A 25376-nucleotide genomic window follows, 5' to 3' on the forward strand; every position below is an offset into this window, starting at 1 on the left:
CCGTCCACGGTCCCCCGGGGCTGGGCGTCGCGGCTATTTGCCAGCCGCGGCGCCCAGCTTCCGCGTCAGATACTCCGCCGTCGCGGTGTCCGCCTTCAGCCAGGAGTCGTAGCGCAGGAAGCCGTGGATCTCGTCGGGGATCACCAGTTCCTCGAAGTCCACGCCCTTCTTCTGCAGCCGGCGCGCCAGGTCGATGGTCTCGGCGAAGTGGACGTTGCGGTCGTCGTCGCCCTGGACCAGCAGCACCGGCGAGGTCCAGCTGGCGATGTCGGCGTCGGGCGAGGCCTTGAAGGCCGTCTCCAGCGCCTTGTCGAGATCGCCCTTCTCGTAGCGGTCGCTGCGCGCCCCGTACTGGCGGGCCACCGTGCGTGACCAGTCGTGGACCCCGTGGAAGTCGACGCCGGCCTTGAAGATGTCGGAGTTGCGCGCCAGGCCGAGCGCGGTCAGCAGGCCGCCGTAGGAGCCGCCCCAGATGCCGATCCGCTTGGCGTCGACGCCGGGGACCGCCTGCAGGAACCGCGCGCCGGACGCCACGTCCTGGTACTCCGACGACCCGGCCGCGCCGCCATGCTCGGCGTGCTGGAAATCCCAGCCGTAACCGATGCCCAGGCGATAGTTCACCGACAGCACGGTGAAGCCGTGCGCCGCCAGGTACTGGTTCATCGCGTAGCTGTTCGAATAGTAGTCCATGTAGGACCAGCCCAGCATCATCTGCCGGGGCGGCCCGCCGTGGACGAAGATCACCCCGGGCTGGTTCCTGACGCCCGGCGCCTGGAACAACTGGCCCTCGATGGTCAGGCCGTCCGGCGCCTTCCACGTCACCTTCTTCGGAACCACGAACCTCGCGCCGGCGAACTCCGGCGGCGGGGTCTGGCCCTCCAGCTGGCGGGCAGCCGCGCTGTAGGCCGTCATGACGTCGACCACCGGCGGGTTCTTGGCGTCGGCCTTGATGAAGGCCACACCGGTGGACAGCGCCGCGGGACTCCATTCGATCGCCGTGCCGCTACTCAGCACCATCGGCGGGCCGCCGTCGAAGCTGGCGCGATAGAGGTGGCGGCGCTGGTTGTCGTCGGGATCCTTGCCGGTGTTGGCGGAATAGATGATCGATCTGCCGTCGCGGGCCATGGCGACGTGCTCGACCATGAAGGCGCCGGGCGTCAGCAGCTTCGCCTCGCCGCCGGCGGCGGGGATCGAATACAGATGAGGCCAGTTGTCGGCTTCCGACAGGAAGACCAGCTTGCCATTGCCCGACCAGGCCAGGTTCGCCTGCCCCGCGACGTTGGGATAGGAGCCGTGCAGGTCCTCGCCGCTCTTCCAGACCCGCTTGCCGGCGCCGGTCGCCACCTCGGCCGTCCAGATCGACCAGGGCCGCGGCTGGCGCTCAAGGATCGGCCCGGGCTCGCCGCCCCGGCCCGGCTGACGCGTGAAGGCGATGGCCTTGCCGTCCGGCGCCCAGACCGGTTCGCGGTCGACGCCGGTCGAGGGCGCCAGCCATTCCAGCGGCTGCGCTTCGCCGGAAAACACCCCGATAAACCCATGGTCGCCGTCGCGCGCCGAGGAAAACGCGAGCTTGCCGCCGTCCGGCGACCAGGCGAGCTCGCTGTCCTTGCCGCGGTCGAAGAACAGTTTCTTAGCGGCCGTGCCGTCCAGCTTGGCGGTCCAGACCGCGCCCTCCTTCACATAGGCGAGTTCGCCCCGGACGGAGACCGCCGGCTCGTCGCCCTCGGCGATCTTCGCGGCGGGCTTGCCGCCCGTCGGGTCGGCGAGCCACAGGGTGACCTTCGGCTGCTCGGTCCCCTCCGCCGGATCGGGCGCCAGGTTGCCGGCGGCCGGCCAGTTGGCGTCATGGTCGCCGCCGCGCACGAAGACCAGCGTCTTGCCATCCGGGGAGAAGGTGAGCTGGGTCAGCTCCTGGCCATCGTCCTGGGTGAACTGCGTCACCTGCCTGGGCGTGAACGCCGGGCCGGACGCCGCCCAGACGTTGCGCACGCCCTTCTCCACCCGCACCCAGGCGATGACGTCGGCCTTCTGCGCGCTCACCAGGCCCAGCGTGAAGGGATAGGCGATGGCGTCGGCGACGCTGAAGCCATCCGCCGCCCGGGCGGCCGGCGCCCACAACAGCGCCGCGGCCGAAACCGCCGCAAGATATCCACGCATCTTCTTGTTCCCCCTCAATAACTCTTCGGCAGGCCGAGCACCCGCTCGGCGATGAAGTTGAAGATCATCTCGCGGCTGACCGGCGCCAGGCGCGGGATCATCGCCTCCCGGAAGTAGCGCTCGACGTCATATTCCTTGGCGTAGCCCATGCCGCCGTGCGCCATCACCGCCGCCTCGCAGGCCCGGAAACCCGCCTCACCGCCCAGATATTTCGCCGCGTTGGCCTCGGCCCCGCACTCGCGGCCGGCGTCGTAGAGGGCGGCGGCCTTGAAGGCCATCAGGTTGGCGGCCTCCAGCTCGGCCCAGCAGCGCGCCAGCGGATGCGCCACGCCCTGGTTCTGACCGATCGGGCGGCCGAACACCACGCGCTCCTTGGCGTAGGCCGCCGCCTTCTTCAGCGCCGCGCGGCCCAGGCCGACGGCCTCGGCGCCGATCAGCACCCGCTCCGGGTTGAGCCCCTCCAGCAGGTAGTAGAAGCCCTTGCCCTCCTCGCCCACCAAGGCGTCGGCCGGCACGGTCAGGTCGTCGATGAACACCGAGTTCGACTCCACCGCCTTGCGCCCCATCTTGGGGATCGGCGTCGCGGTGATCTTCTCGCGGTCGAAGTCGACGTAGAACAGGCTGATCCCGTCGGTGGCCTTTTTCACCTCGGCGCGCGGCGTGGTGCGCGCCACGATCAGCATCTTGGTCGCCCGCTGCGCCATGGTGGTCCACATCTTGCGGCCGCGGATGACATAGCCCTCGTTGGTCCGCGTGGCCTGGGTGGTGAGGCTGGTGGTGTCGAGGCCGGCGTCCGGCTCGGTGACGCCGAAGCACATCTTGTCCTCGCCGGCGATCAGCCGGGGAATGAGCTTCTGCTTCTGCTCGGCGGTCCCGAACTTCACCAAGGGCATGGGGCCAAAGATGTTCAGGTGCAGGGCGCTCGCGCCCGAAAAGCCCGCGCCGCTCTCGGCCACAGCCTGCATGGCGATCGCGGCCTCGGTGACGCCCAGGCCGGAGCCGCCCAGCTCCACCGGCATGGCGGCGCCCAGCCAGCCGGCCTGCGCCATCGCCGCCACGAAGGCCTCCGGGAACTCGCCGGTCTCGTCGGTGCGCCGCCAGTAGGCCGCGTCGAAGCGCTCGCAGAGGCGCAGCACGCCCTGCCGAATCGCCTCCTGCTCGTCGGTGAACCAGAAGCCGTTCATGGCGCCGTCGTCCTCTCTCTGGCCGCGCCGAACCTGCCCGGATCGAGCCGCGCCGCATAGGGACCAGAGTCAGCGCCCGTCACGCAAGCGGTCGCGACCCGGGCGACCAGCGGCGCCAACAGCCAGCCGTTGCGCCGCGCGCCCACCGCCAGGATGACGCCGCTCGCCTGCGAGGGGCCGACCATCGGCAGGCCGTCGGCAGTCGCCGCCCGCACCCCGGCGGAGATCGCGAAGGTTGCGTCCGCCAAGCCCGGGAACAGCCGACCGGCCGCCTCGACCAGGGGCTGGAGGCTCGCCGGATCGATCGCCGTGTCGTTGCGCCCAGCCTCCATGGTCGCCCCGACCGCGAGGCCGTCCGCGCCCGGCACGGCGTAGCAGGCCTCGCCGCGCAAGCTCATCCGGCCGCCGCGTTCGGCCAGGAACGCCAGGATCTGCCCCTTGATCGGCGTCAGCGTCGAAAGTTCCGGCGCCACGCCCGCGAGGCCCTGCCCCGCGCCGCTGGCGACCACCAGCCAGTCGGCCTCGCCGCGCCCATCGGCGGCTTCCGTGCGGAACACGACGCCCGCGGCCTCGGCCGCCGCGCGCAGGGCGGCCAACGCCGGTCGCGGCTCCAGCCGCCAGTCCTCGCGCACCAGCACGCCTTCCAGCCCTGGCGCCACGCCCGGCGCCATCTCCTCCAGCATGGCGCGCGGCATGTCGGCGCCGCGCATCCCGAGCCCGGCGAGCCTCGCCCTGATTAGCGCCAGCCAGGCCTCGCCGCCCGCCGCCACCGTCCCCGAGCGGTCGAGCGCGACGCCCGCGCGCTGCGCCAGCGCCGGCCAGAGGTTGCGCGCCGCCAGCAGCAGGTCGAGGTCGCCGGCCGTCCCGTCGTCCAGCGCCGCCTCGAACACCGGGGCCAGCATGCCGGCCGCCACCGAGGACGCTTGCGGCGCGTTCGCCGGATCGCAGACCGTCACCGCGCAGCCGGCGTCGGCCAGCGCCAGCGCGCTCGCCAGTCCCAGCGCGCCGGCGCCGGCCACGGTCACCTTGGGGCCCCTATTCATCCGTCTAACGAGCCGCCCGGCTGAAGAAAATCAAGCGGAACCGGGGCCGCGTGGAGGGGTTCAGGCTGGAACGAGGGGCGCATCGCCCCGAACCCCGTCAACGGAGCATCCCCATGGCCACCGCAGCCCCTTCCGCAGCCGGCAAGAAGGCCCCCGCGGCCAAGGCCAAGTCCACCAAGGGGCCCGACGCCGTCGCGCTGCTGAAGGCCGACCATCGGGCGGTCGAAAAGCTGTTCAGCCAGTTCGAGAAGGCCAAGAACGACGAGCGCCGCAAGGCGCTGGCCGACCGGATCTGCCTGGAGCTGCGCGTGCACATGCAGATCGAGGAACAGATCTTCTATCCCGTCAGCCGCGAGTACCTGAAAAACGAGGACATCGTCGACGAGGCGGTGGTCGAGCACGCCGCCGCCCGCGACCTGATGGACGAGATCGAAGCCATGCGGCCCGGCGAGGAACTCTACGACGCCAAGATGACCGTGCTCGAGGAACAGATCGAGCACCATGTCGAGGAGGAGGAAGAGGACTACTTCCCCAAGGTCAAGAAGACCGACATGGACCTGAAGGCCGTCGGCACGCGCATGGCCGCGCTGAAGGAACAGCTCCTGGCCAAGATCGACGCCGGCCAGATCAGCGCGGTGCATTAGGCGCCTGCGCGGCTTGCAGTTGCACGCCCGGCGGCCCTTGATGGGCGCATGACCGCTCTCGTCACCGTCCGCTACGAACAGCACGCCCGTGGACGCATCGCCTATGTCTGCGTCGACAACGCCAGGAAGCTGAACACCCTGTCGTCAGCGGTGATGGGCGAGTTCGTCGACCTGTTCCACGGTCTGGCCGCGGACCTGGCCCTGCGCGCCGTGGTGCTGACCGGCGCCGGGGACAAGGCGTTCATCGGCGGCGCCAACATCGACGAGATGGCCGCCATCGAAGGCCCCGCGCAGGGCCGCGCCTTCATCCAGAAGGTGCATGCCTGCTGCCAGGCGATCCGCGACACGCCGGTCCCGGTGATCGCGGCGATCAACGGCTGGTGCCTGGGCGCGGGGCTGGAGGTCGCCGCGGCCTGCGACATGCGGCTGGCCGCGGACACCGCCCGGTTCGGCATGCCGGAGGTCAAGCTCGGCATCCCCTCGGTGGTGGAGGCGGCCCTGCTGCCCTCGCTGATCGGCTGGGGCCGCACGCGGCGCATCCTGATGACCGGCGAGACCTTCGGGGCCGCCGAGGCGCTGGCCTGGGGCCTGGTCGAGGAGGTCCACTCGCCCGCCCTGCTGTTCGCGGCGATCGAGGACCTGCTAGACAAGCTGCTGGAGGCCGAACCCCGCGCCGTGCAGATCCAGAAGGCCCTGATCCGCGCCTGGGAGGACCTGCCGCTCAGCCAGGCCATCGCCGCCGGCGTCGACGCCTTCGAGGACGCCTGGACCACCGACGGGCCCCGGGACGCCATGGCCCGCTTCCTGGCCGCGCGCGCGGCGGCCAAGCCCAGCTAGGCCGCCGCGCCCCAGCCCTGGTGCCATTCCGGCTCGCCGGCGTAGCGCTCGGCCAGGAAGTCCACGAACACCCGCACCTTGGCCGCCAGGTGGCGCGCGTGCGGATAGACCGCGTGCACATGGATCAGCTGGGCCTCGTAGGCGCAGAGCAGCGGCGTGAGGCGCCCGGCCCGCAGGTCCTCCGCCGCCGCGAAGGCCGGCGTGCGGGTGATCCCCAGGCCCCGCCTGGCCGCCGCCACGCAGGCGTCGGCGCCGCCGAATTTCAACCGACCGTGCACCCGGACGTCGTAGCTCTCGCCGCCCTCGCCGTAGGTCCAGACGGTGGGGTCGCGCATGTTGTTGTCGAGGATGGCCTCGTGCTTCGCCAGGTCCTGCGGCGTCTGCGGCATGCCGGCGCCCTGCAGGTAGTCCGGCGAGGCGCAGGTCACCAGGCGCACCGCCGCCAGCTTGCGCGCGATCACCGAGGAGTCCGCCAACTGACCGATGCGCACGCCGACATCGAAGCCCTCTTCCACCAGATTGACCATCCGGTCGGTGGAGGAGACGTCGAGCGACACCTCCGGATAGGCCGCCGCGAAATCCAGCAGGGCCGGCGTCAGCTGGTTCACGCCGAACGAGACCGGGGCTGAGATCTTGAGCAGGCCGCGCGGCCCGCTCTGGTCGCGCACCGAGCCGTCCAGGGCCTCGAAGTCCTCCATCAGGCTGCGCGAGCGTTCCAGATAGGCGCGGCCGGTGTCGGTCAGCGAGACGTCCCGTGTGGTGCGGTTCAAGAGCCGCGCGCCCAGCCGGTTCTCCAGCCGCGCCACCAGCTTCGACACCTGGGCGCTGGAGACGCCCAGGCGCCGCGCCCCCTGCGTGAAGCTGCGCGCGTCGGCCACGGCGGCGAAGGCGTTGATCTCATCGAACCGGTCCATGGGGCGCTCGCGGATTACTTCCTGATCGGAAACATAATTGTGCGTTCAAGCCGGATTATCAACGCCGGAGGATGGGCGCACTTAACGGTCACACCATTCAGAAGGGACCAACGCCATGTCCAAGCCCCGCAAAGTCGCCGTCATCGTCGGCAGCCTCCGCAAGGAATCCTTCAGCCGCAAGCTGGCCAAGGCGATCGCCGCCACCGCGCCGGCGAACCTCAGCTTCGACTTCGTCGAGATCGGCGCCCTGCAGCACTTCAACCAGGACCTCGAGGCGACGCCCACCGCCGAATGGACCGCCTTCCGCGAGCAGGTGAAGGCCGCCGACGCGGTGCTGTTCGTAACGCCGGAGTACAACCGCGGCCTGCCGGGCGTGCTGAAGAACGCCATCGACGTGGGCTCGCGCCCCTACGGCGCCAGCGTCTGGAACGGCAAGCCGGCCGCGGTGGTCAGCAATTCGCCGGGCGCCATCGGCGGCTTCGGCGCCTACCACCAGCTGCGCCAGTCGCTGGTGTTCCTGAACATGCCCACCGTGAACCAGCCGGAGACCTATGTCGGCGGCGTGGCGGCGATGTTCGACGAGGGTGGCGAACTGATCAACGAGGCGACGCGCGAGTTCCTCATCGGCTTCGGCCAGGTCTTCGCCGACGGCATCGAGCGCTACGCGGCCTAGGCGCCATGACGCTTCCCACCCTGTTCATCCCGCACGGCGCGGGGCCCTGTTTCTTCATGGACTGGACCCGCGGGCCGGCCGACACCTGGGACAAGACCGCCGCCTGGCTGAAAGGCCTGGTGGCGGACCTGCCCGAGCGGCCCAAGGCGATCCTGGTGGTCTCCGGCCACTGGGAAGAGCCGGTGTTCACCGTAGGATCCTCACCTAAGCCACCGATGCTGTTCGACTATTACGGCTTCCCCGAGGAAACCTATCGCCTGCGCTTCGACGCGCCCGGCTCGCCGGCTCTGGCGGCGCGGGTCCGCCAGCTGCTGGGCGCCGCAGGCTTCCCGACGGCGCAGGACGGCGAGCGCGGCTACGACCACGGCGTCTTCGTGCCTCTGCTGCTTTCAACCCCCGAGGCCGACATTCCGGTGGTCCAGCTGTCCCTGCGCGCCGATCTGGATCCGCAGGCGCACCTGGCCGCCGGCCGCGCGCTCGCGCCCCTGCGCGACGAAGGCGTGCTGATCGTGGGGTCGGGCATGAGCTGGCACAACATGCGCGGCTTCAGCCCGGCCTTCACCGCCAAGTCGCAGGCCTTCGACGCCTGGCTGGGCGAGGCCATCGCCGACCCGGCCCGTCGCGATGAAGCGCTGCGCCACTGGGACCAGGGGCCTTACGCCCGCGAGGCTCACCCGCGCGAAGAACACCTGGCCCCGCTGTTCGTCGCCGCCGGCGCGGCTGAGGGCGAACCCGGACGCACAGCCTTCCGCGATGTGGCGATGGACGTGGCGCTCAGCGGCTACGAATTCGGCTGAGCCCTAGGCCGCGGCCGAGGCCGAGGCTTCCGCGACCGCCTTGCGGCGGGCGTCCAGCGCGGCCTCGATCGCCTCGAACAGGCGCGCGGCCTCGATGGGCTTAGCGACGAAGCCATCCATGCCGGCTTCCGAGTATTCCGCCACCTGGTGGGCCATGGCGTTGGCGGTCAGCGCGATGATCGGCGTGCGCGCCAGGTTTGCGGCCCGCTCGCGGGCGCGGATCATGCCTGTGGCGGTGGGCCCGTCCACCTCGGGCATCTGCACGTCCATCAGGATCATGTCCCAGGGCTCGCTCGCCCAGGCCTCGACGGCTTCGCGGCCGTTGCCCACGATCGTCGGCTCGATGCCGACCTGCGCCAGGAGGGTGCGCAGGACCAGCTGGTTCATGCCGTTGTCCTCGGCCGCGAGGATGCGGATCGCGGCGGCGTCGTCCATCATCGCCGTCGGCTCCCCGGCGACGCGCGCTGTCCGCTCCGGCGCGTCGGCGATCCGCTCCAGCGGCAGCTCGACGGTGAAGGTCGCGCCCTGGCCCGGCGCGCTTTCGACGCCGATCTCGCCGCCCATCATCGCCGCCAGGTCCTGGCAGATCGAGAGCCCCAGGCCCGTGCCGCCATAGCGCCGCGTCGTCGAGGCGTCGGCCTGCTCGAACTTGCGGAAGAGGCCGGCGAGCTTCTCCGGGGCGACGCCGATGCCGGTGTCGGCCACGCGCAGCCGCAGGCGCCGGCCGCGCCGCGACAGGGTCACCTTGACGCCGCCCTTGCCGGTGAACTTCAGGCCGTTGGAAATCAGGTTGTAGAGAATCTGACGAACCCGAACGCTGTCGCCGATGTAGACGCCGCGCGCAGCCGGCTGGATGTTCAGGGTCAGCCCCAGCCCCTTGGCCTGGGCGGTGGCGGCGAACGCGCTCAGCGCGCCCTGCACGGTCTCCTCCAGGTCGAACTCGGCGTGTTCCAGCTCCAGCTTGCCGGCCTCGATCTTGGAGAGGTCCAGCACGTCGTTGAGGATCGCCAGCAGGCTCTCGCCCGACTGCCGGATCACGTCCAGCCGATCGCGCTGCTCGGTGTCTAGGGTTCCCGTCGCCATGGCCTGGGCCATGCCGAGCACGCCGTTCAGCGGCGTGCGGATCTCGTGGCTCATGGTCGCGAGGAACGCCGACTTGGCGCGGGTGGCGGCCTCGGCCTCCTCCTTGGCCTGGACGAGCGCCCGCTCGGCGGCCTTGCGGTCGGTGATGTTCTGCAGCGCGCCGATCATCCGCAGCGGCTTGCCCTCGTCGGTCGTCAGGTAGCTTACCGCGCCCTGCACCCAGACTTCCTTGTCGTCCGAACGGCGGACCCGGTATTCGGGGCGGTAGGGCGCGCCCTCCTCCTGGTGACGGCGCCACTCCTCCCTGACCCGCGGCAGGTCGCGCTCGTCGATCGTCGACCAGATGTCGCCGGCGAGCTTCTTGTAGTCGAAGGGATCGGTGTAGAAGTCCGCCTCCGCGCCGATGGTGATCAGCTCGTGGCGGCGGAAATCCAGTTCCCATACATGCATGTTGGCGATCTCGATCGCCAGCCGCAGGCGCTCCTCCGACCGCTCGGTGCGCTCCAGGGCGGAGACCATGTCGGTCACATCGTGCGAGGTGATGATCAGCCCACCGACGTCGCCGGCGGCGTCGCGCCAGGGCGTCAGCTCGACCTGCAGCCAGATCGCCGAGCCGTCGCCGCGCAGATATTCCACGCGGTCGGCGCGCACCGCCTCCCCGGCCAGGCAGCGGTCGTAGACCGGGCGCCATTTCTCATAGGTCGTGGGGAACAACTCGTAGAGCGAGTGGCCGATCACCTCCCGGTCGGTGAACTGGCGGCTTTCGATCCAGCGGGGGCTCGCGGAGACGACGCGCATCTCCTTATCGGTCATCACCAGCGACAGCGGCGCGGTCTGGATGATCTGGGTGACCATGCGCTGGGCGACATCGTTTTCGCGGCGGGCGGCTTCACGGGCGATCTTCGCCTGCACCCGGCTCCATTCGTCGGCGACCCCATCGGCGAGATCCTGCAGCCGGTCGGCGAGCTCCTGATCGAACGGCCGCGGCGTCAACCCGGCCACGGCGAAGGCGCCGGGGATCGAGCCGTCTTCCAGGCGGATCGGAGCGGCGGCGTAGAAGCGGACGTGGGGCGGGCCCTTGACGTTGCGGCGCTCGCGGAAGCGGGGATCCTGGCTGGCGTCGGCGACCCACATCGCCTCGCCGCTGTCGACGATCAGCTGCGCCACCGGCGCGTCGGCCGGCGCCTCGCCCGTCGGGTTGTGGCTGCGCCAGGCTTCGCCCCCGTTCACCAGGACGACGGACGCCTCGACGTCGCGGAACAGCGTGCGGGCAAGCCGCCGCGCGCGATCGAACACCGGCCCGGACTGCTCCAAACCACTCGACCTATAGGGACGGCTCTCGACGGCCATGCTTCCCCCGGGGACCCGGATTATTCCGCTTTCCCAGAACGTTGCCCCGCGACGGGTTAAGAAAGGGCTCTAACCGCCGGCGACTACGCGGGCCGATGCAACCATCTGGTGCAGGACGATGCCGCTGGCTGTGGCGACGTTGAGGGAATCGAAGCCGCCGGCCATCTCGATGCGCACGGTCTGCGCCTGGGCCAGCACCGCGGCCGGCAATCCTGGCCCCTCCGCGCCGAACAGCACGGCCCGGCGCGGCGCGGCCCCAACCTGCGACAATTCGACAGCTCCGCCGGGCGAAAGCGCCATGACCGCGAACCCCTCCGCCACCAGCCGCGCCGCCAGCGCGCCTGCTGATCCGGCGCGGGCGAAGGGCGTGGTCAGCGCCGCCCCGACCGAGACCCGGATGGCCTTGCGGTAGAGGGGATCGCAGCAGTCGTCGTCGAGCAGGACGGCGTCGGCGCCGAAGGCGGCGGCGTTGCGGAACAGGCCGCCCATGTTGTCATGATTGGCGATCCCGCAGAGCCCGACCACCAGCGCCCGCTCCGGAAGCGCCGCCAGCATTGCGTCCAGCCCCGGCTCCGCCCGCACACCGGCCGCCAGCACGCCTCGGTGGATCGGAAAGCCCACCACCGCATCCATCACCGCCTGCCCCGCCGCATAGACCTCGACTCCCGGCGGCAGGGCCGCCAGCAGGGGCTCCAGCGCCGCCACGCGCTTCTGCGCGACCAGCACCGAGCGCAGCGGGTGGCGGCCGCGCGCGATCAGCTTTTCCAGCACCACCACGCCCTCGGCGATGAAGCCGCCGTTTCGGCCCACTAGGTCACGCTCGCGCACCTGGCGGTAGTCGGCCAGCCGCGGGTCGTCGGGATCGTCGATGGCGGTGGCGGGGACCATGGCCGCTTCTGTCACGTCAGCGTGTGCGGCTCCAGGCGCCCGCGAAGTTGACGCTCCCGTCATTTCGCGATCTATACACTGCTAAAATCGGAGAGCGCATCATGGCTGACGGCAACCTGGCGAACCTCGCCCAGATCCAGGGCCAAGCCCGCGACGAGGCCTATGCGACCCCGCTGGAGCTCCTGAACCCGGCCCAGCCGAAGCTCTTCCAGGCCGACGCCATGTGGCCGATCTTCGAGCGCCTGCGCGCCGAGGACCCGGTGCACTACACCGCCGAGCACGAGTTCGGGCCCTATTGGTCGATCACCAAGTACAACGACATCATGGCGGTGGACACCAACCACCAGCAGTTCTCGTCGGACTTCAAGATCGGCGGCATCAACATCGCCGGCGGCCAGTCGAACATGGACCCGCTGCCCATGTTCATCGCCATGGACCCGCCCAAGCACGACGTGCAGCGCAAGGTGGTGAGCCCCGCGGTCTCGCCGATGAACCTGCAGGTCATGGAGCCCCTGATCCGCGAGCGGGCCGCCAAGATCCTCGACGGCCTGCCGATCGGGGAAGAGTTCGACTGGGTCGACCTGGTCTCCAAGGAACTCACCGGCATGACGCTGGCGACGCTGTTCGACATGCCCCAGGAGGACCGCCGCCAGCTGGTCTACTGGTCCGACGTGGTCACCGCCGCCCCCGGCCAGGGCCTGATCGACAGCCTCGAGCAGAAGATGGCGATCTTCGTCGAGTACCACGCCTATTTCACCGAGCTCTGGAACCAGCGGGTGAACGCGCCGCCCAGAGGCGACCTGATCTCCATGCTGGCGCACGGCGAGGCGACGCGGAACATGGAGCCGCGCGAGTATTTCGGGAACATCGTGCTCTTGACCGTCGGCGGCAACGACACCACCCGCAACACCATCTCGGGCTCGGTCCTGGCGCTCAACCAGAACCCCGATCAATACGCCAAGCTGCGCGCCGACCCCGGCCTGATCCCGTCCATGGTCTCCGAGACCATCCGCTGGCAGACCCCGCTCGCCCATATGCGCCGCACCGCGATCGAGGATGTCGCGTTCCGGGGCAAGACCATCAGGGCCGGCGAGAAGGTCATCATGTGGTACGTCTCGGGCAACCGCGACGACGAGGTGATCGACAATCCGAACGCCTACATCATCGACCGCGAGCGGCCACGCACCCACATCTCCTTCGGCTTCGGCATCCACCGCTGCGTCGGCAACCGGCTGGCCGAACTGCAGCTGAAGATCATCTGGGAAGAGATCCTGGCCCGCTTCCCGACCATCGAGGTCGTGGGCGAACCCAAGCGGGTCTATTCGACCTTCGTGAAGGGCTACGAGACCCTGCCGGTGATCATCCCGACGCGGAACTAAGCGCCGTCAGCCAGCGCGTCCTTAGCCGCCGGAGCCTTGGGCGCGGTCGCGGATCCACTGCGAGAAGACCCATTTCTCCCCCGAGGTCGGCGGCTCGCCGGCGTGCAGGCTCATGGGATCGACGGCGTTGGCGCGGTCGACGTTGGCGAACATCACCCCATCGCCCGTGCGCGCCCGCACCTCGATCCCGGCCCTTGGAAACGCGGTCTCGCCGCCCTCGTAGCCGTCGTTGAGGTAGATCAGCGCCGTCAGGACGCGCTGGCCGTGCGCGGCCACGTCCTTCGCATAGCCCGGCTGGGAGACATCCAGGTAGTCGTAGTGCCGCCCAAAGGTCTGACCGACGGCGTAGTGGAGCAGCTGCGGCGGCTCCAGCGCGCCGAGCGGAACATTGGCGGCGGCGGCGATCCGCGCCCGCGCCAGCACGGTGACCAGGTCGACGTCGACGATGCTGAGCTCGAAGGCGGAGTTGGTGCGCGCCGCGTCGATCGCCGCGCCGCCGGTCCTGGCGTCATAGACCTGCGCCTGGGTCAGCCGCGCCCTGCCGATCCCGATCAGCCAGGCGCAAACTTCGGGCGAGACGAAGCCGTCGAGCATGCGGATGCGCGGCGCCTCGCAGATCGGCCGCCGGACGGGCGGCGCGGTCCAGGCGGCGATATCTATTCCCTGCGCGAGCCTGGCCCAGCCGTCCTGCGCGTCCGGTTGGCCGCCCAGCAACCGCAGCTGTCCCCGCGCGCCCTCCGAGCCCCGCTCGGCCGCCAGCGCCAGCAGTTCCAGCGCCCGGGGCCAGTTCGGCGGCGCGTCGACGCCCATGCCGGCCAGGGCCGCCAGGATCGCCGTCGCGTCGGCCCCGCCCAGCTCGCTGGCCCGCGACAGCTCGGCGATACCCTGGCTCGGCGCGAGCGGGGCGTCCCGGCCGGTCAGCAGCTGCGTCCCACGCAGCGTCAGGGCGTCGATCTCGCTCACCTGTCCTCCAGGGTCTCGCGCACGCGCACGATCACCGACTGGCTGGCCGTGGCCATCAGTTCGCCGTCCTCGGCAAACAGGTACATGGCCCCGTGGCCGAAGCCGCCGTGGACGCCCAGGATGCGGATATCGCAGAGCACCCATTCGGTGGGCACGATCCGGCGGATGCGCAGCGTGTTGTCCAGGCTGTTGCCCCCGGCGTTCTTGCCCAGCGCGTTGCCGATTCCGGACGGCACGTGGTCGGCGATGATCGCCAGCATCGGCGCATCGATGGCGAAGTCGCCGATCGGCTTGATCCATAGCAGGAGCCGGCCGTCCGGCTCCGGCGCGCCGGCCCGGTCGAAGCCGTAACGGCCCTTGGCGACCCGAATCTCCATGCGGCTGTGCAGGCCATAGCCGGCCTGGCGCCAGTGCTCGCCGGGCTCACAATCCTGCGGCGGCGGAACCTCGGGCATGGCCAGCCACTGCTGCGAGATCTCGCTCGGGCGCGAACCCAAGGCGGCGTTGACCGTGACGATCTCCTTGTCGCCCACGTGGCTGATCACCCGGGCCTGGCTGTTGTACTTGCCCGCGGTCGGGACCCAGACGTCCAGGTCCACCACGCTCGGCGGCTTGGCGTAGGAGAGGTACTGGGCTGTCGCCCAGATCACCGGGCGCCCGGTGGTGCCTTCCATGGCCGCGATGGCCGAGGCCAGGCCGATCCCGCCGAACATGAACAGGTCGTCCTGGCGGCCCACGCAGACGTCGGGCGTCAGCGGCAGGTACCAACGGTGCGGATTGTGCGTGGCGCGCAGGTCGAAGAAGAGCGGTTGCATCCGCCTTCATGGCCCCGCGGGCCTTAGCTTCGCAAGGCGCCCTCAAAACGCCGATGGCCGCGCCCGCCGAAGCGGACGCGGCCCAGCCCTAGGTCAGGCGCGGCGATCTAGCGGTAGTTCGATCGCCCCTGGTCCCGATCGCGGCCCCCGTCGCGGCCGCGGCCCTGGTCCTGGCCGCGATTCCAATCGCGATGGTCCCGGTCGCCGCCGCGGTATGCGTAGCGGGTCTCGTAACCGCCGCCGTAGTAGGCCGGCGCGGCGTAATAGCCGCTGACGTAAGCGGGTTCGGCATAGGCGGGCTCGACGTAAGCAGGTTCGGCGTAGTAGCCGCTGGCGTAGGCCGGCTGGGCGTAGACGGGGGCGGCATAGCCCTGGCGGTAGCCCTGGTCGCCGCAGGACTGCGCCGAGCTGCGGCCGATGCTGTTGCCGATCAGGGCGCCGGCGACGCCGCCGATGGCCGCACCGCCTGCACGCCCGCCATGGTGGGCGGCGAGGTTGGAGCCGAGCACAGCGCCGGCGATCCCGCCGAGGATCGTTCCGGCCGCGCCGTTGCTGCGCTCAACCTGGCGGCAGTCGTTGGCGTAGCCATAGCCCGGCTGGGCGAAGCTGGGGGTGGCGATGGCGCCGGCCGCCAGGGCGGCGATCACGGCGCCGGAAATTGCGGCGGTCTTCATATCTGACTCCAGTCCTTTGTGAGGGCGAGGCCGAAGGGTCGGCGCCGCTCATGGACTGGAATTTGAACCTGCGGCGCTGAACCGGGTCTGAGGCGCCCGTTATCTGCGGTTCAGACGCCGCGGTCGTTCGCCCGCCGCCTTCGCAAGACCGCGAACGACCCTATATGGACGCCATGAACGCCCAAGCCTCCTCCAAGACCCTCAAGGCCCTGCACACCGCTCAGCGCGACGACATCGGCGACCTGGTCACCCGCCGCCCGGTGCCGGGCCCCGGCCTGGCGCAGGTCGACCCGTTCCTGTTCCTCAACCACCACGGTCCGCAGACCTACGGGCCGAACAACGCCGGCCTGCCGTTCGGGCCGCACCCGCATCGCGGCTTCGAGACCGTGACTTTCATCCTGGAAGGCGAACTCGCGCACCGCGACAGCGCCGGCCACGAGAGCATCATCAAGGCCGGCGGCGTGCAGTGGATGACCGCGGGCTCCGGCCTGGTCCACGCCGAGGTCTCGCCGGAGGGCTTCCTGCGCGACGGTGGGCCGCTGGAGCTGCTGCAGCTGTGGGTCAACCTGCCGGGCCATCTGAAGATGACGCCGCCGCGCTATGTCGGCCTGCAGGCCGATCAGATCCCCGCTGTCGCCGTCGACAAGGGCCAGGCGACGGTGCGGCTGATCTCGGGGACGTGGGGCGGCCACACCGGCCCGATCCCCTCGCTCACCGGCGTCTTCATGAGCACCATCGAACTCGCCGCCGGCGGCAAGGCCGGGTTCGGCTCGCTGAGCGGGCGCAACGTCTTCCTCTACGTGATCTCCGGCGAAGTGCGGGTGAACGGCCAACCGACGCCGGCCTGGACGCTGGCCGAACTCGACCTGGCCGGGGACAGGCTGGAGATCGAAGCGGGCAAAACGGGCGCGCGGGTGCTCTTCGGTCACGCCGAGCCGATCGGCGAGCCGGTCTTCGCGCACGGCCCCTTCGTGATGAACACGCGCGAGGAAATCGTCGAGGCGATTCGCGACTACAACGCCGGCCTCTTCGACAACGTGAGCGCCTAGTCCCTCAGGGCGGCGGAGATGGCGGCGAGGCCGGCTTCGAGGTCCTGCGCCGTCGGCCAGCCGTAGCCCACCCGGAAATAGCGGTCCGGCTGCTCGAACCAATGCCCGGGGCCGACATAGGCGCCGTGGTCCTCCAGCAGGCGGCGATAGAAGCCTTCCGTCCCGCCGGCCGGCTCGGCGGTCATCCGCGGGAAACAGACCACGCCGCCGCTGGGCTTCACCCACTCCAGGCCGTCCTCGCCCTCCATCCAGGCGCTGACCGTCGCCAGGCGCCGCCGCATCTCGACGAGGCGCGGCGCCAGGATCGTGGCGCGCTTCTCCATCACCTGCTCGGCGACCCATTCGTCCATGACGCTGCCGCAGATGCTGATCTGCTCGCTGGCGGCGAGGAAGATCTCCTGCAGCGCCTTGTCCTTGGTGATCAGCCAGCCGATGCGGATGCCGGGCACGCCATAGGCCTTCGACAGCGACGACACGCCGATCACATGCTCGCCCAGCGAGGCCGCCGGCGGCAGCGGCCCTTCGAACGACAGATCGCGGTAGGTCTCGTCCACCAGCAGGCGGCAGCCGTGGCGGCCCGACAGGTCGACCAGCCCGCGCAGCTCCGCTTCGCTCAGCATCACCCCGGTCGGATTGTGCGGACAGGTGACGCTGATCAGTCTGGTCGCCGGGGTCAGCGCCTTGGCCACCCTATCCAGGTCGATACGGAAGCCCTCCTCGAAAGCCAGGTCGATATGCGTGGTCTTGCAGCCGATCGCGCGCGGCGTCTCCAGATTGGTCGCGTAGTTGGGCCGGATCACCACCAAGTGGTCCGACGGACCCAGCAGGGAGGTCGCGATGATGAACAGCGCCCCGGCCGCGCCCGTGGTCACCAGCACATCGTCCGCCGACAACCCCTGCCCGTCCGCGGCGATCAGCTCACGCAGCCGCGCGCGTCCGCGGTGTTCGCCATAGAGCAGCGGCATGTCGGGGATGGTCAGGCCGAGGTCCGACAGCGACTGATCGGCCACCGAACTTTCCGACAGATTGTAGCGGATACGCGCGTAGCCGTACTCCTCCGGGCTCTCCACCTCGATCGGCATTCGGACGTAGCGCAAAACTTCAGTCTCCTAGCTTCGGGTGAACACCGGGGCCTTGCGTTCGCGGAAGGCGGCGACCGCGGCGTGGTGGTCGTTGGACTTGCGCAGCACCCTAAGCTCCGGCGCGGCGATCTTGCCCCAGTCCTGCGGCGACAGGTCCAGCGCGCGGTTCGACGTGCGCTTGGTGGCTTCGACCGAGAGCGGCGCGCGGCTGGCGATGCGTTCGGCGAGCGCGATGGCGGCGCCGCGCAGGTCGCCCGGCGCATGCAGGCCGGTCACCAGGCCGTAGCGCTCGGCGGTCTCGGCGTCGTGCGGCAGGCCGGTCAGCAGCATGGCCTTGGCGCGGGAGACGCCGATCAGCCGGGGCAGCCGGTAGGTCGAGGCCATCAGCCCGACATTGACGCCGGCGCAGACGAACTTCGCCTCGGTCGAGGCCAGCCGGATGTCGCAGCAGCAGGCCAGCTCGAACCCGCCGCCGACGCACCAGCCGTTGACCGCCGCCACCACCGGGACCCGCGTCGCCTCCAGCCGGTCCAGCAGCCGCCCAAACCCCGCCAGGTCCTCGCCGCCCGGCCCGACGTTCTTCAGGTCGTCGCCGGCGCAGAAGGCGCGGCCCTTGCCGGTGACGATCAGGCAGCGGAGCGCGTCGTTGGTCTCCACCTGGTCCAGCGCCTCCATGAAGGTCTGGCGCATCTCGACGCCCAGCGGATTCATCGGCGGGTTGTCGATCTCCAGCAGGACGACCGCCTCGCTGACCGGATGCACATGGACCGCGCCGCTCATGCGGAAACCTCGCTCTTGCGTTCTGTGGCCGCCGCGCCCTGGGAGACGAGGGCGTCGATGTCGGTTGGCGAGAAGCCGGCCTCGGCCAGCACCTCGCGGGTGTGTTCGCCGACCTCGGCCGGGCCGCGGGTGAGTTCGACGGGGGTGTCGTGCAGCTTGATCGGGGTGCGCACGAAGCGGCGGCCGGCGACCTCAGTCAGCAGGCCTCGCGCCTTGATCTGCGGGTCGTCCCAGGCCTGGGCGAGGTTGTTGAGCGGGCCCGCCGGCACGCCGACCGCCTCCAGCTTCAGAACCCAGTTCGCGCTTGTATCGCGCCCCAAGATTCCCTCCAGGCGCGCCTGCAGGGCGTCGCGGTTCTGCATCCGTGCGGCGGGGCTGTCGAAACCCGCTTCTCCCGCCAGGTCCGGCTCCCCAAGCGCCTCGCAGAACCGCTTCCACAGCCGCTGAGAATTGACCCCGACCACCATATGGCCGTCGGCTGTCTTCAGCGCCTCATAGGGCGCAGCGAGCCGGTGGCGCGTGCCGGTACGGGACGGCAGGTCGCCGCTGGTGAGGAATCGGCCGGTCTCCCAGATCGTCGCCGCCATGGCGGATTCGAACAGCGAGCTCTCCACGTGCTGGCCCTTGCCCGTGGTCTGCCGGCTCTGCAGCGCAGCCAGCACCCCAATGGCCCCGAACAGGCCGGCGTTCAGGTCGCTGATCGGGACGGCTGTGGAGCATGGAACCTCGCTCCCCGGTTCGCCCACGAAGCTCATCAACCCGCTCATCGCCTGGGCGATCAGGTCGAAGCCGCCGCGCTCGCGATAGGGGCCGTCACCGCCGAAGCCGGAGACCGAGCAATAGACCAGCCGCGGATTGATCTTCGACAGCTCGGCATAGCCCAGGCCCATGCGATCCAGCGATCCCGGCCGGTAGTTCTCCACGAAGACGTCGGCGGTCTTGGCGAGCGTTCGCACCACGTCCGCGCCGCCCTTCGTGCTGAGATCCAGCGCGATGGCGCGCTTGTTGCGGTTGACGAAGTCGTAGGCGCGGAAGCCATCGCCGCGTAAGGCCCGCGTCGACTCCCCGGCCGGCGGCTCGATCTTGATCACGTCAGCGCCGAGGTCCGCCAGCACGAGCGAGCAATAGGCGCCGGCGATGACGTGGGTGCAGTCCAGCACCTTCAGGCCTGACAGAGCCGCCATGGGGTCCCCTCGTTTTACCGACGATAGAGGGCCAGGGGCCCAGGCGCCTAGGCTCCCGTCACGGCTTGGGCCAGGAAGGCGTGGATCTGAGCCACCACCGCGGCGCCCTCGCCCACCGCGGCGGCCACCCGCTTGGTCGAACCGGCGCGCACGTCGCCGATGGCGAAGACGCCCGCAAGCGCGGTCTGCAGCGGCAGCCTCGGATCCGCCCCCGTTGTCACGAAGCCCTTGGCGTCGGTCTCCACGCAGCCCTGCAGCCAGCCCGCATTGGGGTCCGCGCCGATGAACAGGAAGAGGTGGCGCAGCGGCCGGCGGATTTCGACGCCGGTCTCGCGGTTGCGGCAGGTGGCCGCCGTCAGCCCGCCGCTGCGGTCGCCCTCCAGCGCGACGATCTCGGTATGGGCGTGGAGTTCGACGTTCGGCAGGGCGGCGATCCGCTCGATCAGATAGCGCGACATCGTCGCCTCCAGGCCGGGGCCGCGGACGATCAGATTGAGGCGCTTCACCTTCGGCGCCAGGAAGGCCACCGCCTGGCCCGCGGAGTTGCCGCCGCCCATCAGGGCCACCTCTTCGCCCTCGCAGAGCTTGGCCTCCACCGCAGACGCCCAGTAGGAGACGCCGGCGCCCTCCAGCGCCTCGATGTTGGGGATGTCGGGGCGGCGGTAGCGGGCGCCGGACGCGATCACCACGGTCTTCGCCTGTACGCTGGACCCGTCGCTCAGGTCGAGGCGCAGTGGATCGCCAGTCTTCCAGGGCGAGTCGCAGTTGAGCCGCACCACCTCGATCGGCACGGCGATCTCGGCGCCGAACTTCTGCGCCTGGTTCCAGGCCCGGCCGGCCAGCGCCTGGCCGGAGATGCCGGTCGGGAAGCCCAGATAGTTCTCGATCCGCGCCGAGGCGCCGGCCTGGCCGCCGGTGGCGCGCTGGTCGAGCGCCAGCACCGACAACCCCTCGGACGCCGCATAGACCGCGGTCGCCAGACCCGCGGGACCGGCGCCGACAATCGCCACGTCGTAGAGTTTGTCGGGGTCGAGCGGCAGGAGGATCCCCAGGCAGTTGGCGGCCTCGGAATTGGTCGGCCGGCGCAGCACCGTCCCGTTCGGGCAGATCATCAGCGGCAGCGCTTCCGGCGGGACCCCGAGGCGCTCGACGATCGCGTGGCCCTCGCCCTCGCCCAGCGCATCCAGCCGCGTGTGCGGATAGGCGTTGCGCGACAGGAAGCCCTCCAGCCGCACCACGTCCGGATGGTCCGCGGGCCCGACCAGGATGGAGCCCGTGTCGCCCGCTTCCAGCAGGCTCATGCGGCGCAGGATCAGCGCCCGCATGACGATCTCGCCGAGTTCGGCCGCCCCGATCAGCAGCGCCCGCAGATGCGCCGCGTCGAACGGCAGGGCCGTCGCGCCCTTGGGCCCCGCGCGGGCGGCGGCGAGCGTGCCGCGCCCGCCGAGCTGGCTCACCTCGCCGGTGAACTGACCGGGACCGAGCACATTGATCGCCCCGCTGCGCGCCAGGCCGTCATGGCGGACGAGCTCGATCGCGCCCTCCAGCAGGAGCCACGCGGGCACGCCGCGGTCGCCCACCTCATAGAGCTGCTCGCCGGCGGCGAAGGCGCGCGCCGGGCCGCTCGCGAACCGCTTCGCCGTCTCGACCTGGGCCGCGTCGAGCACCGGGAAAATCTGAGCGCGGCGGGTCTCCATCAAACTCATCGCCGCCCCCTCCTCAACTCGCCAGCACGGTGGCCCTGGCCAGCGACACCCGGGTCAGATCGCGGCGGCGCGCGAAGGCGGCCCGCGCCGTCTCGGCCGGATTGCGGCTCTTCTGCCATTCGTTCAGGTCGCGGTAGCCGGTCATCAAGAGCAGCCGCCGCGCGCCCTCCATCATGTCGTCCTTGGTCGGATGGGCCGCGAACAGGCCGAAGATCCTGGTCTCGAAATGGCCTTCGAAGTCCGGCCAGGCCTCGCCCGACAGCCTGACGAACTCATCGAAGCCGCCGGCGTCGATGGTGAACCAGTTGTGGACATAGACGCCCATGGCCGCCGGCTTCGCGCCATCCGCCGGCCGGATGGTGGGGCTAAGCGGATGCCGCTCGGCGGAGACCACGCCCGGCGCCCGCATCACCGCCTCGACCGGAGCGCGCGCGTCGGTCAACACCAGCAGCTGATTGGAGGCGAAGCCCAACAGCGGCGAAAACACCGCCACGGCCTGCGGCCCCAGCGCCGTGCGGACGTGCTCCGCCACCGCCCGCTGACTGGCGCGATCACGGTTCAGGCGGAGCTCGAAATAGTTATATTCCATGGCTTTGGGCCTAGTAGTTCACGCGCTGGGTGATCGCGCCGTCGACGATCATATTGATCCCGGTGGTGAAGGCCGAGCGCGGGCTCGCCAGGAACACCGTCGCCGCGGCGATCTCCTCCGGCGTCGCCATGCGGCCGGTGGGATTGCGCTTGATCATCTGGTCGAAGAAGCCGGGCATGCCGACCTTCACCCGGCCCCAGACGCCGTCGTCGAAATAGACCGTGCCGGGCGACACGACATTGCAGCGCACCTTGCTGGCGGCCATCGACCGCGCGACGCCCTTCGAGAAGTGGATCAGCGCCGCCTTCATCGCGCCGTAGGAGGACGGGTTGTCGGAATTCACCGCCGAGACGGACGAGGTGATGATGAAGCAGGCGTCGCCGCTCTTGGCCGCGGCGGCTTCCAGCAGCGGCTTGGCCGCCTCCCAGGTGCGGATCGCCCCCAGCATGTCGATGTCGAACATCGCCTGCCAGTCGGCTTCCGCATTGCCCTGCACCAGCGCGCTGGCGTTCGAAACCAGGACATCCAGCCCGCCAAGCTTTCCCGCCGCCGCCTTGACGAAGGCCTGCAGCGCCGGGCCGTCGGCGATATCGACCACATCGCCCCAGGCCTTGACGCCCTTGGCCTGCAGCGCGGCCACCGTCTCGGCGACCTGGTCGGCGTTGCGGGCGCAGATGGCGACATTGGCGCCCTCGTCGGCGAAGCACTCGGCGATGGCGCGGCCGATGCCGCGCGTGCCGCCGGTCACCACCGCCGTCTTGCCCTTCAGTTGCAGGTCCAAAGTCGCTCTCCCGGTTTATGTGTCATCCGCAGCATCCCTTGCCGTCCGCCTGCACCGGTGGACAGGGCGTGTCTCCGTAGGAGCAGAAGACGCAGCAGTCGCCAGCCTTCGGCTTCAGCACCGTCTGGCACGCCGGACAATCGTAGAAATACTGGCAGGCGTCGGTGGGCATGGTCTCCGTCGTCCGCGCGCCGCAGACCGGGCAGGTCAGCGTGGACTGCAGCCTCAGTTGATTTCCGTCAGCCACCGCGAGCTTCCCCTAGGTTTTGAACAGGTCGCCGTAGCGGTCGCGTAGCAGGTTCTTCTGCACCTTGCCCATGGCGTTGCGGGGCAGCTCGTCGACGAAGACGATGCGCTTAGGCGATTTGTAGGGCGCGAGCTGGCGGCGGCATTGCGCGATCATCGCCGCCTCATCGCCCCCCTCAGGACCAAAGGTCCCGATCACCACGGCCACCACGCCCTCGCCGAAGTCCGGATGCGGCACGCCGACCACCGCGCTTTCGGTGACGCCGCTGAGCTCGTCGAGGATCAGCTCGATCTCCTTGGGATAGACGTTGTAGCCGCCCGAGATGATCAGGTCCTTGGCCCGCCCGCTGATCCAGACGCGGCCGTCCGGGTCCTGGCGGCCGACGTCGCCGGTCTTGAACCAGCCGTCGGCGGTGAACTCCTGCGCGGTCTTCTCCGGCATCTCCCAGTAGCCCGAAAAGACGCTGGGCCCCCTGATCTCGATGACCTCGCCGGCGCCGATCCGCAGGTCCACGCCGGGCAGCGGATAGCCGACGCTGCCCGGGATGCGGTCGCCCTCCAGCGGGTTGGAGGTGATGATCACCGCCTCGCTCATGCCGTAGCGTTCCAGGATGCGCATGCCGGTGCGGTCCTCGAACTCGGCGAAGGTCGACTCCAGCAGCGGCGCCGAGCCGGAGATGAACAGGCGCATGTGCGCCGCCGCCTCGCGGCTGAACGCCGGGTTTGCGAGCAGGCGCACGTAGAAGGTCGGCACGCCCATCATCACCGTCGACTTGGCCAGCCCCGCCATCACCTGCGCATCGTCGAACTTCGGCAGCCAGACCATCGGGGCGCCGGACAGGAAGGCGCAGTGCATGGCGACGAACAGGCCGTGGACGTGGAAGATCGGCAGCGCGTGCAGCAGCACGTCGTCGGGGGTGAAGCCCCAGATCTGATGCAGGGCGCGCGCGTTCGCGGCCAGGTTCCCATGGCTCAGCATGGCGCCCTTGGAACGCCCCGTGGTGCCGGAGGTGTAGATCAGCGAGGCCAGGTGATGATCGGCCCGCTCGACCGTGGTCAGCAGCGGATCGGCGGCGTCGGCCTCGGCGCGGAAGGCTTGCGCATCGGTGACGAACACGCGCGGCGCGGCGTCGCCGATGAAGTAGTCCACCTCGGCCTTGGTGTAGGCCGAGTTGAGCGGCAGGAAGGCCGCGCCGGCCTTCAGCACGCCCAGATAGACCATCACCGCCTCGACCGACTTCTCGGCCTGCAGGCCCACCCGGTCGCCGGGCGCCACGCCGGACGCCACCAGATGGCCCGCGATCTGCGCCGCGCCCGCCTCCAGCTCGGCATAGCTGACCTGCGAGCCGTCGCTCAGGATGAAAGCGGACTTCCTGCGGTCGGCGGGGAAGCCCGCGGCCAGGATGTCGTAGAGATTGGCCATGGGCGCCTAAGCCTGCGCCTTCCATTGCGCCAGGAGTGCGGTCTCCCGCTCCGGCGTCAGGCCGGACCGCAGCTTGGCCTGCCGCTCCGCCGGCTGGGTCTTGAACCAGGCGAGCGTGTCGCCGGCGGTCAGCGGCAGGGGCCGGTAGGTCAGGCCGGCTTTCAGCGCACGCGCGATGCTGCGGTGGTGGAAGCCCGCCGTCTCGCCCTGGTTCGGCACCCAGACCGGCTGATCGCTCCAGGCATGGACCTTGTGGTCATCCAGGAACTTCGTCGAGACCCAGGTGAGCTTCGGCTCGGCGTGGACGCCCGCCGCCACGCCGCTCAGGAACGCCTTCATGGCGACGGGCTTGCCGGTTCCGTTGAACGTCCCGGTCGCGCCGGTCTCGGCCAGGCGAACGATCCACTCGGCGAGATCGCGGGCGTCGATGAACTGCACCGGATCGGTCCCGTCGCCGGGCGCCAGCACCTCCGGCCCCCATTTGCCGCCCGGATTGGCCAGCCGGACCGGCCAGTAGCTGAAGCGGTCGGTCTCGTCGCCCGGCCCGACGATCAGGCCGGGACGCACCACCGTCGTGGCCGCCTCGCCGAAGGCTTTCCGCGCTTCGGCCTCGCTCACCGCCTTCAGTTGGCCGTAGAGCGCCGGGTTCTTGGCGACCGTCGCTTGGGTCTCGGCCATGGGGTCGGCGCCCTTGTAGGGATCGGTGGCGGCGGTCTCGTCGGCCGGCTTGTCGTTGGCCGCATAGACCGAGATGGTCGAAACGAAGATGTACTGCCTGACCTTGCCCTTCAGCACCTTGGCCGCATCGCGCACCCAGAACGGCAGGGTCGTGGGGTTGTCGATGCAGACGTCCCATTCGCGGCCCTCCAGCGACTTGAGGTCGCCGGTGTTGCGGTCGCCGAGCAGTTCCTCGACATGACCGGGCCAGTCTTCCTTCTGCTTTCCGCGGTTGAAGATCGTCACCTCGTGGCCGCGGCTGAGCGCATAGCGCACCTGGTTGGGGCCGATGAAGCCGGTGCCCCCGAGGATCAGGATCTTCAGCGTCTTCCTGGGCTTGTCGGCGGCTCTTGCGCCGGAGGCCGCCAGCGCCAGGCCGGCGGCGGAAAGCGCGAGATAGTCGCGTCGGGTGGTCATG

Annotated in this window: 24 protein-coding genes; 6 read left to right on the forward strand and 18 right to left on the reverse strand. The window is 70.1% G+C overall.

Annotation, left to right across the window (positions count from 1 at the left end; all coding sequences use genetic code 11):
- Nucleotides 1-33 precede the first annotated feature (33 nt).
- Genes VKQ35_RS17025 through VKQ35_RS17035 form a run of 3 tightly spaced genes read right to left on the reverse strand, consistent with a single transcriptional unit; the run spans nucleotide 34 to nucleotide 4366 of the window.
- A complete protein-coding gene (locus VKQ35_RS17025; protein ID WP_324363751.1) occupies nucleotides 34-2157 on the reverse strand; it encodes a S9 family peptidase in 2124 nt (707 codons plus the stop codon).
- A 14-nt stretch (nucleotides 2158-2171) separates the two neighbouring features.
- Nucleotides 2172-3341 carry an acyl-CoA dehydrogenase family protein gene (locus tag VKQ35_RS17030; RefSeq protein ID WP_324363753.1) on the reverse strand — a complete coding sequence of 390 codons (1170 nt, stop codon included), beginning with the start codon at nucleotides 3339-3341 and terminating at the stop codon, nucleotides 2172-2174.
- Entirely contained in the window at nucleotides 3338-4366 is a 1029-nt protein-coding gene (locus VKQ35_RS17035) for an FAD-dependent oxidoreductase (protein WP_324363755.1), read from the reverse strand. Before VKQ35_RS17035 ends, VKQ35_RS17030 begins: the two co-directional genes overlap by 4 nt.
- Before the next feature lie 131 nt (nucleotides 4367-4497).
- On the opposite strand from VKQ35_RS17035, the gene VKQ35_RS17040 reads away from it, so the two are divergent.
- Together VKQ35_RS17040 and VKQ35_RS17045 are read left to right on the forward strand one after the other, a co-directional pair.
- On the forward strand, nucleotides 4498-5028 hold the full coding sequence (locus VKQ35_RS17040) for a hemerythrin domain-containing protein (RefSeq protein WP_324363757.1): 531 nt from the start codon (nucleotides 4498-4500) through the stop codon (nucleotides 5026-5028).
- A gap of 48 nt (nucleotides 5029-5076) precedes the next feature.
- Nucleotides 5077-5865: an enoyl-CoA hydratase gene (locus tag VKQ35_RS17045; RefSeq protein ID WP_324363758.1), complete on the forward strand. Its 789-nt coding sequence runs from the start codon at nucleotides 5077-5079 to the stop codon at nucleotides 5863-5865.
- Here VKQ35_RS17045 and VKQ35_RS17050 read toward each other — a convergent pair.
- Complete coding sequence (locus tag VKQ35_RS17050; RefSeq protein ID WP_324363760.1) at nucleotides 5862-6779, reverse strand: LysR family transcriptional regulator; 918 nt, start codon at nucleotides 6777-6779, stop codon at nucleotides 5862-5864. The genes VKQ35_RS17045 and VKQ35_RS17050 overlap by 4 nt on opposite strands.
- A gap of 115 nt (nucleotides 6780-6894) precedes the next feature.
- Between VKQ35_RS17050 and VKQ35_RS17055 the strand changes: the two genes are divergently transcribed.
- Together VKQ35_RS17055 and VKQ35_RS17060 are read left to right on the forward strand one after the other, a co-directional pair.
- Nucleotides 6895-7452 carry an NAD(P)H-dependent oxidoreductase gene (locus tag VKQ35_RS17055; RefSeq protein ID WP_324363762.1) on the forward strand — a complete coding sequence of 186 codons (558 nt, stop codon included), beginning with the start codon at nucleotides 6895-6897 and terminating at the stop codon, nucleotides 7450-7452.
- A 5-nt stretch (nucleotides 7453-7457) separates the two neighbouring features.
- Nucleotides 7458-8249, forward strand: coding sequence for a class III extradiol ring-cleavage dioxygenase (locus VKQ35_RS17060; protein WP_324363764.1), 792 nt, complete (start codon nucleotides 7458-7460; stop codon nucleotides 8247-8249).
- A 3-nt stretch (nucleotides 8250-8252) separates the two neighbouring features.
- Here the strand turns inward: VKQ35_RS17060 and VKQ35_RS17065 are convergent, their stop codons facing one another.
- Both VKQ35_RS17065 and VKQ35_RS17070 read right to left on the reverse strand, forming a co-directional pair.
- Nucleotides 8253-10628, reverse strand: coding sequence for an ATP-binding protein (locus tag VKQ35_RS17065; protein WP_324363766.1), 2376 nt, complete (start codon nucleotides 10626-10628; stop codon nucleotides 8253-8255).
- 123 nt (nucleotides 10629-10751) lie between these two features.
- Complete coding sequence (locus VKQ35_RS17070) at nucleotides 10752-11570, reverse strand: RNA methyltransferase (RefSeq protein ID WP_324363768.1); 819 nt, start codon at nucleotides 11568-11570, stop codon at nucleotides 10752-10754.
- Nucleotides 11571-11671: 101 nt separating this feature from the next.
- Here VKQ35_RS17070 and VKQ35_RS17075 point away from each other — a divergent pair, with 101 nt between their 5' ends.
- A complete protein-coding gene (locus VKQ35_RS17075) occupies nucleotides 11672-12949 on the forward strand; it encodes a cytochrome P450 (protein WP_324363770.1) in 1278 nt (425 codons plus the stop codon).
- A 21-nt stretch (nucleotides 12950-12970) separates the two neighbouring features.
- Here the strand turns inward: VKQ35_RS17075 and VKQ35_RS17080 are convergent, their stop codons facing one another.
- The 3 genes from VKQ35_RS17080 to VKQ35_RS17090 all read right to left on the reverse strand — a co-directional run bounded on the left by VKQ35_RS17080 (nucleotide 12971) and on the right by VKQ35_RS17090 (nucleotide 15401).
- The gene (locus VKQ35_RS17080) at nucleotides 12971-13912 is read right to left on the reverse strand and encodes a 2OG-Fe(II) oxygenase (RefSeq protein ID WP_324363772.1); all 942 of its coding nucleotides are present in this window, start codon (nucleotides 13910-13912) and stop codon (nucleotides 12971-12973) included.
- Nucleotides 13909-14727 carry an acyl-CoA thioesterase gene (locus VKQ35_RS17085; RefSeq protein ID WP_324363774.1) on the reverse strand — a complete coding sequence of 273 codons (819 nt, stop codon included), beginning with the start codon at nucleotides 14725-14727 and terminating at the stop codon, nucleotides 13909-13911. The genes VKQ35_RS17080 and VKQ35_RS17085 overlap by 4 nt, the downstream gene beginning before the upstream one ends.
- A 107-nt stretch (nucleotides 14728-14834) precedes the next feature.
- Nucleotides 14835-15401, reverse strand: a complete 567-nt coding sequence (locus VKQ35_RS17090) for a glycine zipper 2TM domain-containing protein (RefSeq protein WP_324363776.1) — start codon at nucleotides 15399-15401, stop codon at nucleotides 14835-14837.
- Nucleotides 15402-15574: 173 nt separating this feature from the next.
- Between VKQ35_RS17090 and VKQ35_RS17095 the strand changes: the two genes are divergently transcribed.
- On the forward strand, nucleotides 15575-16450 hold the full coding sequence (locus VKQ35_RS17095; RefSeq protein WP_324363778.1) for a pirin family protein: 876 nt from the start codon (nucleotides 15575-15577) through the stop codon (nucleotides 16448-16450).
- Here the strand turns inward: VKQ35_RS17095 and VKQ35_RS17100 are convergent.
- The 9 genes from VKQ35_RS17100 to VKQ35_RS17140 are packed head-to-tail and all read right to left on the reverse strand — an operon-like array spanning nucleotide 16447 to nucleotide 25375.
- Entirely contained in the window at nucleotides 16447-17547 is a 1101-nt protein-coding gene (locus tag VKQ35_RS17100; protein WP_324363780.1) for a pyridoxal phosphate-dependent aminotransferase, read from the reverse strand. The two genes, VKQ35_RS17095 and VKQ35_RS17100, sit on opposite strands and share 4 nt — an antisense overlap.
- Nucleotides 17548-17559: 12 nt before the next feature.
- Nucleotides 17560-18312 carry an enoyl-CoA hydratase/isomerase family protein gene (locus VKQ35_RS17105; protein WP_324363782.1) on the reverse strand — a complete coding sequence of 251 codons (753 nt, stop codon included), beginning with the start codon at nucleotides 18310-18312 and terminating at the stop codon, nucleotides 17560-17562.
- Nucleotides 18309-19496 (reverse strand): CoA transferase, encoded by a 1188-nt coding sequence (locus VKQ35_RS17110; RefSeq protein ID WP_324363784.1) that lies wholly within the window; start codon nucleotides 19494-19496, stop codon nucleotides 18309-18311. Before VKQ35_RS17110 ends, VKQ35_RS17105 begins: the two co-directional genes overlap by 4 nt.
- A gap of 47 nt (nucleotides 19497-19543) precedes the next feature.
- A complete protein-coding gene (locus VKQ35_RS17115; RefSeq protein ID WP_324363786.1) occupies nucleotides 19544-21202 on the reverse strand; it encodes an FAD-dependent oxidoreductase in 1659 nt (552 codons plus the stop codon).
- 13 nt (nucleotides 21203-21215) lie between these two features.
- A complete protein-coding gene (locus tag VKQ35_RS17120; protein WP_324363788.1) occupies nucleotides 21216-21791 on the reverse strand; it encodes a hypothetical protein in 576 nt (191 codons plus the stop codon).
- 10 nt (nucleotides 21792-21801) lie between these two features.
- Entirely contained in the window at nucleotides 21802-22572 is a 771-nt protein-coding gene (locus tag VKQ35_RS17125) for an SDR family NAD(P)-dependent oxidoreductase (RefSeq protein ID WP_324363790.1), read from the reverse strand.
- Nucleotides 22573-22594: 22 nt separating this feature from the next.
- Nucleotides 22595-22819 (reverse strand): GDCCVxC domain-containing (seleno)protein, encoded by a 225-nt coding sequence (locus VKQ35_RS17130; protein WP_324363792.1) that lies wholly within the window; start codon nucleotides 22817-22819, stop codon nucleotides 22595-22597.
- Nucleotides 22820-22831: 12 nt separating this feature from the next.
- A complete protein-coding gene (locus tag VKQ35_RS17135; RefSeq protein WP_324363794.1) occupies nucleotides 22832-24241 on the reverse strand; it encodes an AMP-binding protein in 1410 nt (469 codons plus the stop codon).
- A gap of 6 nt (nucleotides 24242-24247) precedes the next feature.
- Nucleotides 24248-25375 (reverse strand): NAD-dependent epimerase/dehydratase family protein, encoded by a 1128-nt coding sequence (locus VKQ35_RS17140; RefSeq protein ID WP_324363796.1) that lies wholly within the window; start codon nucleotides 25373-25375, stop codon nucleotides 24248-24250.
- Nucleotide 25376: the final 1 nt, after the last annotated feature.

It is taken from the genome of Phenylobacterium sp. (assembly GCF_035309685.1).
GTDB lineage: Bacteria > Pseudomonadota > Alphaproteobacteria > Caulobacterales > Caulobacteraceae > Phenylobacterium.

Bases quoted from the DNA above. Each gene is read 5' to 3' on its own strand.
- VKQ35_RS17025 (WP_324363751.1), bottom strand. From the start codon at position 2,157: ATGCGTGGATATCTTGCGGCGGTTTCGGCCGCGGCGCTGTTGTGGGCG.
- VKQ35_RS17030 (WP_324363753.1), bottom strand. From the start codon at position 3,341: ATGAACGGCTTCTGGTTCACCGACGAGCAGGAGGCGATTCGGCAGGGC.
- VKQ35_RS17040 (WP_324363757.1), top strand. From the start codon at position 4,498: ATGGCCACCGCAGCCCCTTCCGCAGCCGGCAAGAAGGCCCCCGCGGCC.
- VKQ35_RS17045 (WP_324363758.1), top strand. From the start codon at position 5,077: ATGACCGCTCTCGTCACCGTCCGCTACGAACAGCACGCCCGTGGACGC.
- VKQ35_RS17050 (WP_324363760.1), bottom strand. From the start codon at position 6,779: ATGGACCGGTTCGATGAGATCAACGCCTTCGCCGCCGTGGCCGACGCG.
- VKQ35_RS17055 (WP_324363762.1), top strand. From the start codon at position 6,895: ATGTCCAAGCCCCGCAAAGTCGCCGTCATCGTCGGCAGCCTCCGCAAG.
- VKQ35_RS17060 (WP_324363764.1), top strand. From the start codon at position 7,458: ATGACGCTTCCCACCCTGTTCATCCCGCACGGCGCGGGGCCCTGTTTC.
- VKQ35_RS17070 (WP_324363768.1), bottom strand. From the start codon at position 11,570: ATGGTCCCCGCCACCGCCATCGACGATCCCGACGACCCGCGGCTGGCC.
- VKQ35_RS17075 (WP_324363770.1), top strand. From the start codon at position 11,672: ATGGCTGACGGCAACCTGGCGAACCTCGCCCAGATCCAGGGCCAAGCC.
- VKQ35_RS17085 (WP_324363774.1), bottom strand. From the start codon at position 14,727: ATGCAACCGCTCTTCTTCGACCTGCGCGCCACGCACAATCCGCACCGT.
- VKQ35_RS17090 (WP_324363776.1), bottom strand. From the start codon at position 15,401: ATGAAGACCGCCGCAATTTCCGGCGCCGTGATCGCCGCCCTGGCGGCC.
- VKQ35_RS17095 (WP_324363778.1), top strand. From the start codon at position 15,575: ATGAACGCCCAAGCCTCCTCCAAGACCCTCAAGGCCCTGCACACCGCT.
- VKQ35_RS17105 (WP_324363782.1), bottom strand. From the start codon at position 18,312: ATGAGCGGCGCGGTCCATGTGCATCCGGTCAGCGAGGCGGTCGTCCTG.
- VKQ35_RS17110 (WP_324363784.1), bottom strand. From the start codon at position 19,496: ATGGCGGCTCTGTCAGGCCTGAAGGTGCTGGACTGCACCCACGTCATC.
- VKQ35_RS17115 (WP_324363786.1), bottom strand. From the start codon at position 21,202: ATGAGTTTGATGGAGACCCGCCGCGCTCAGATTTTCCCGGTGCTCGAC.
- VKQ35_RS17120 (WP_324363788.1), bottom strand. From the start codon at position 21,791: ATGGAATATAACTATTTCGAGCTCCGCCTGAACCGTGATCGCGCCAGT.
- VKQ35_RS17135 (WP_324363794.1), bottom strand. From the start codon at position 24,241: ATGGCCAATCTCTACGACATCCTGGCCGCGGGCTTCCCCGCCGACCGC.
- VKQ35_RS17140 (WP_324363796.1), bottom strand. From the start codon at position 25,375: ATGACCACCCGACGCGACTATCTCGCGCTTTCCGCCGCCGGCCTGGCG.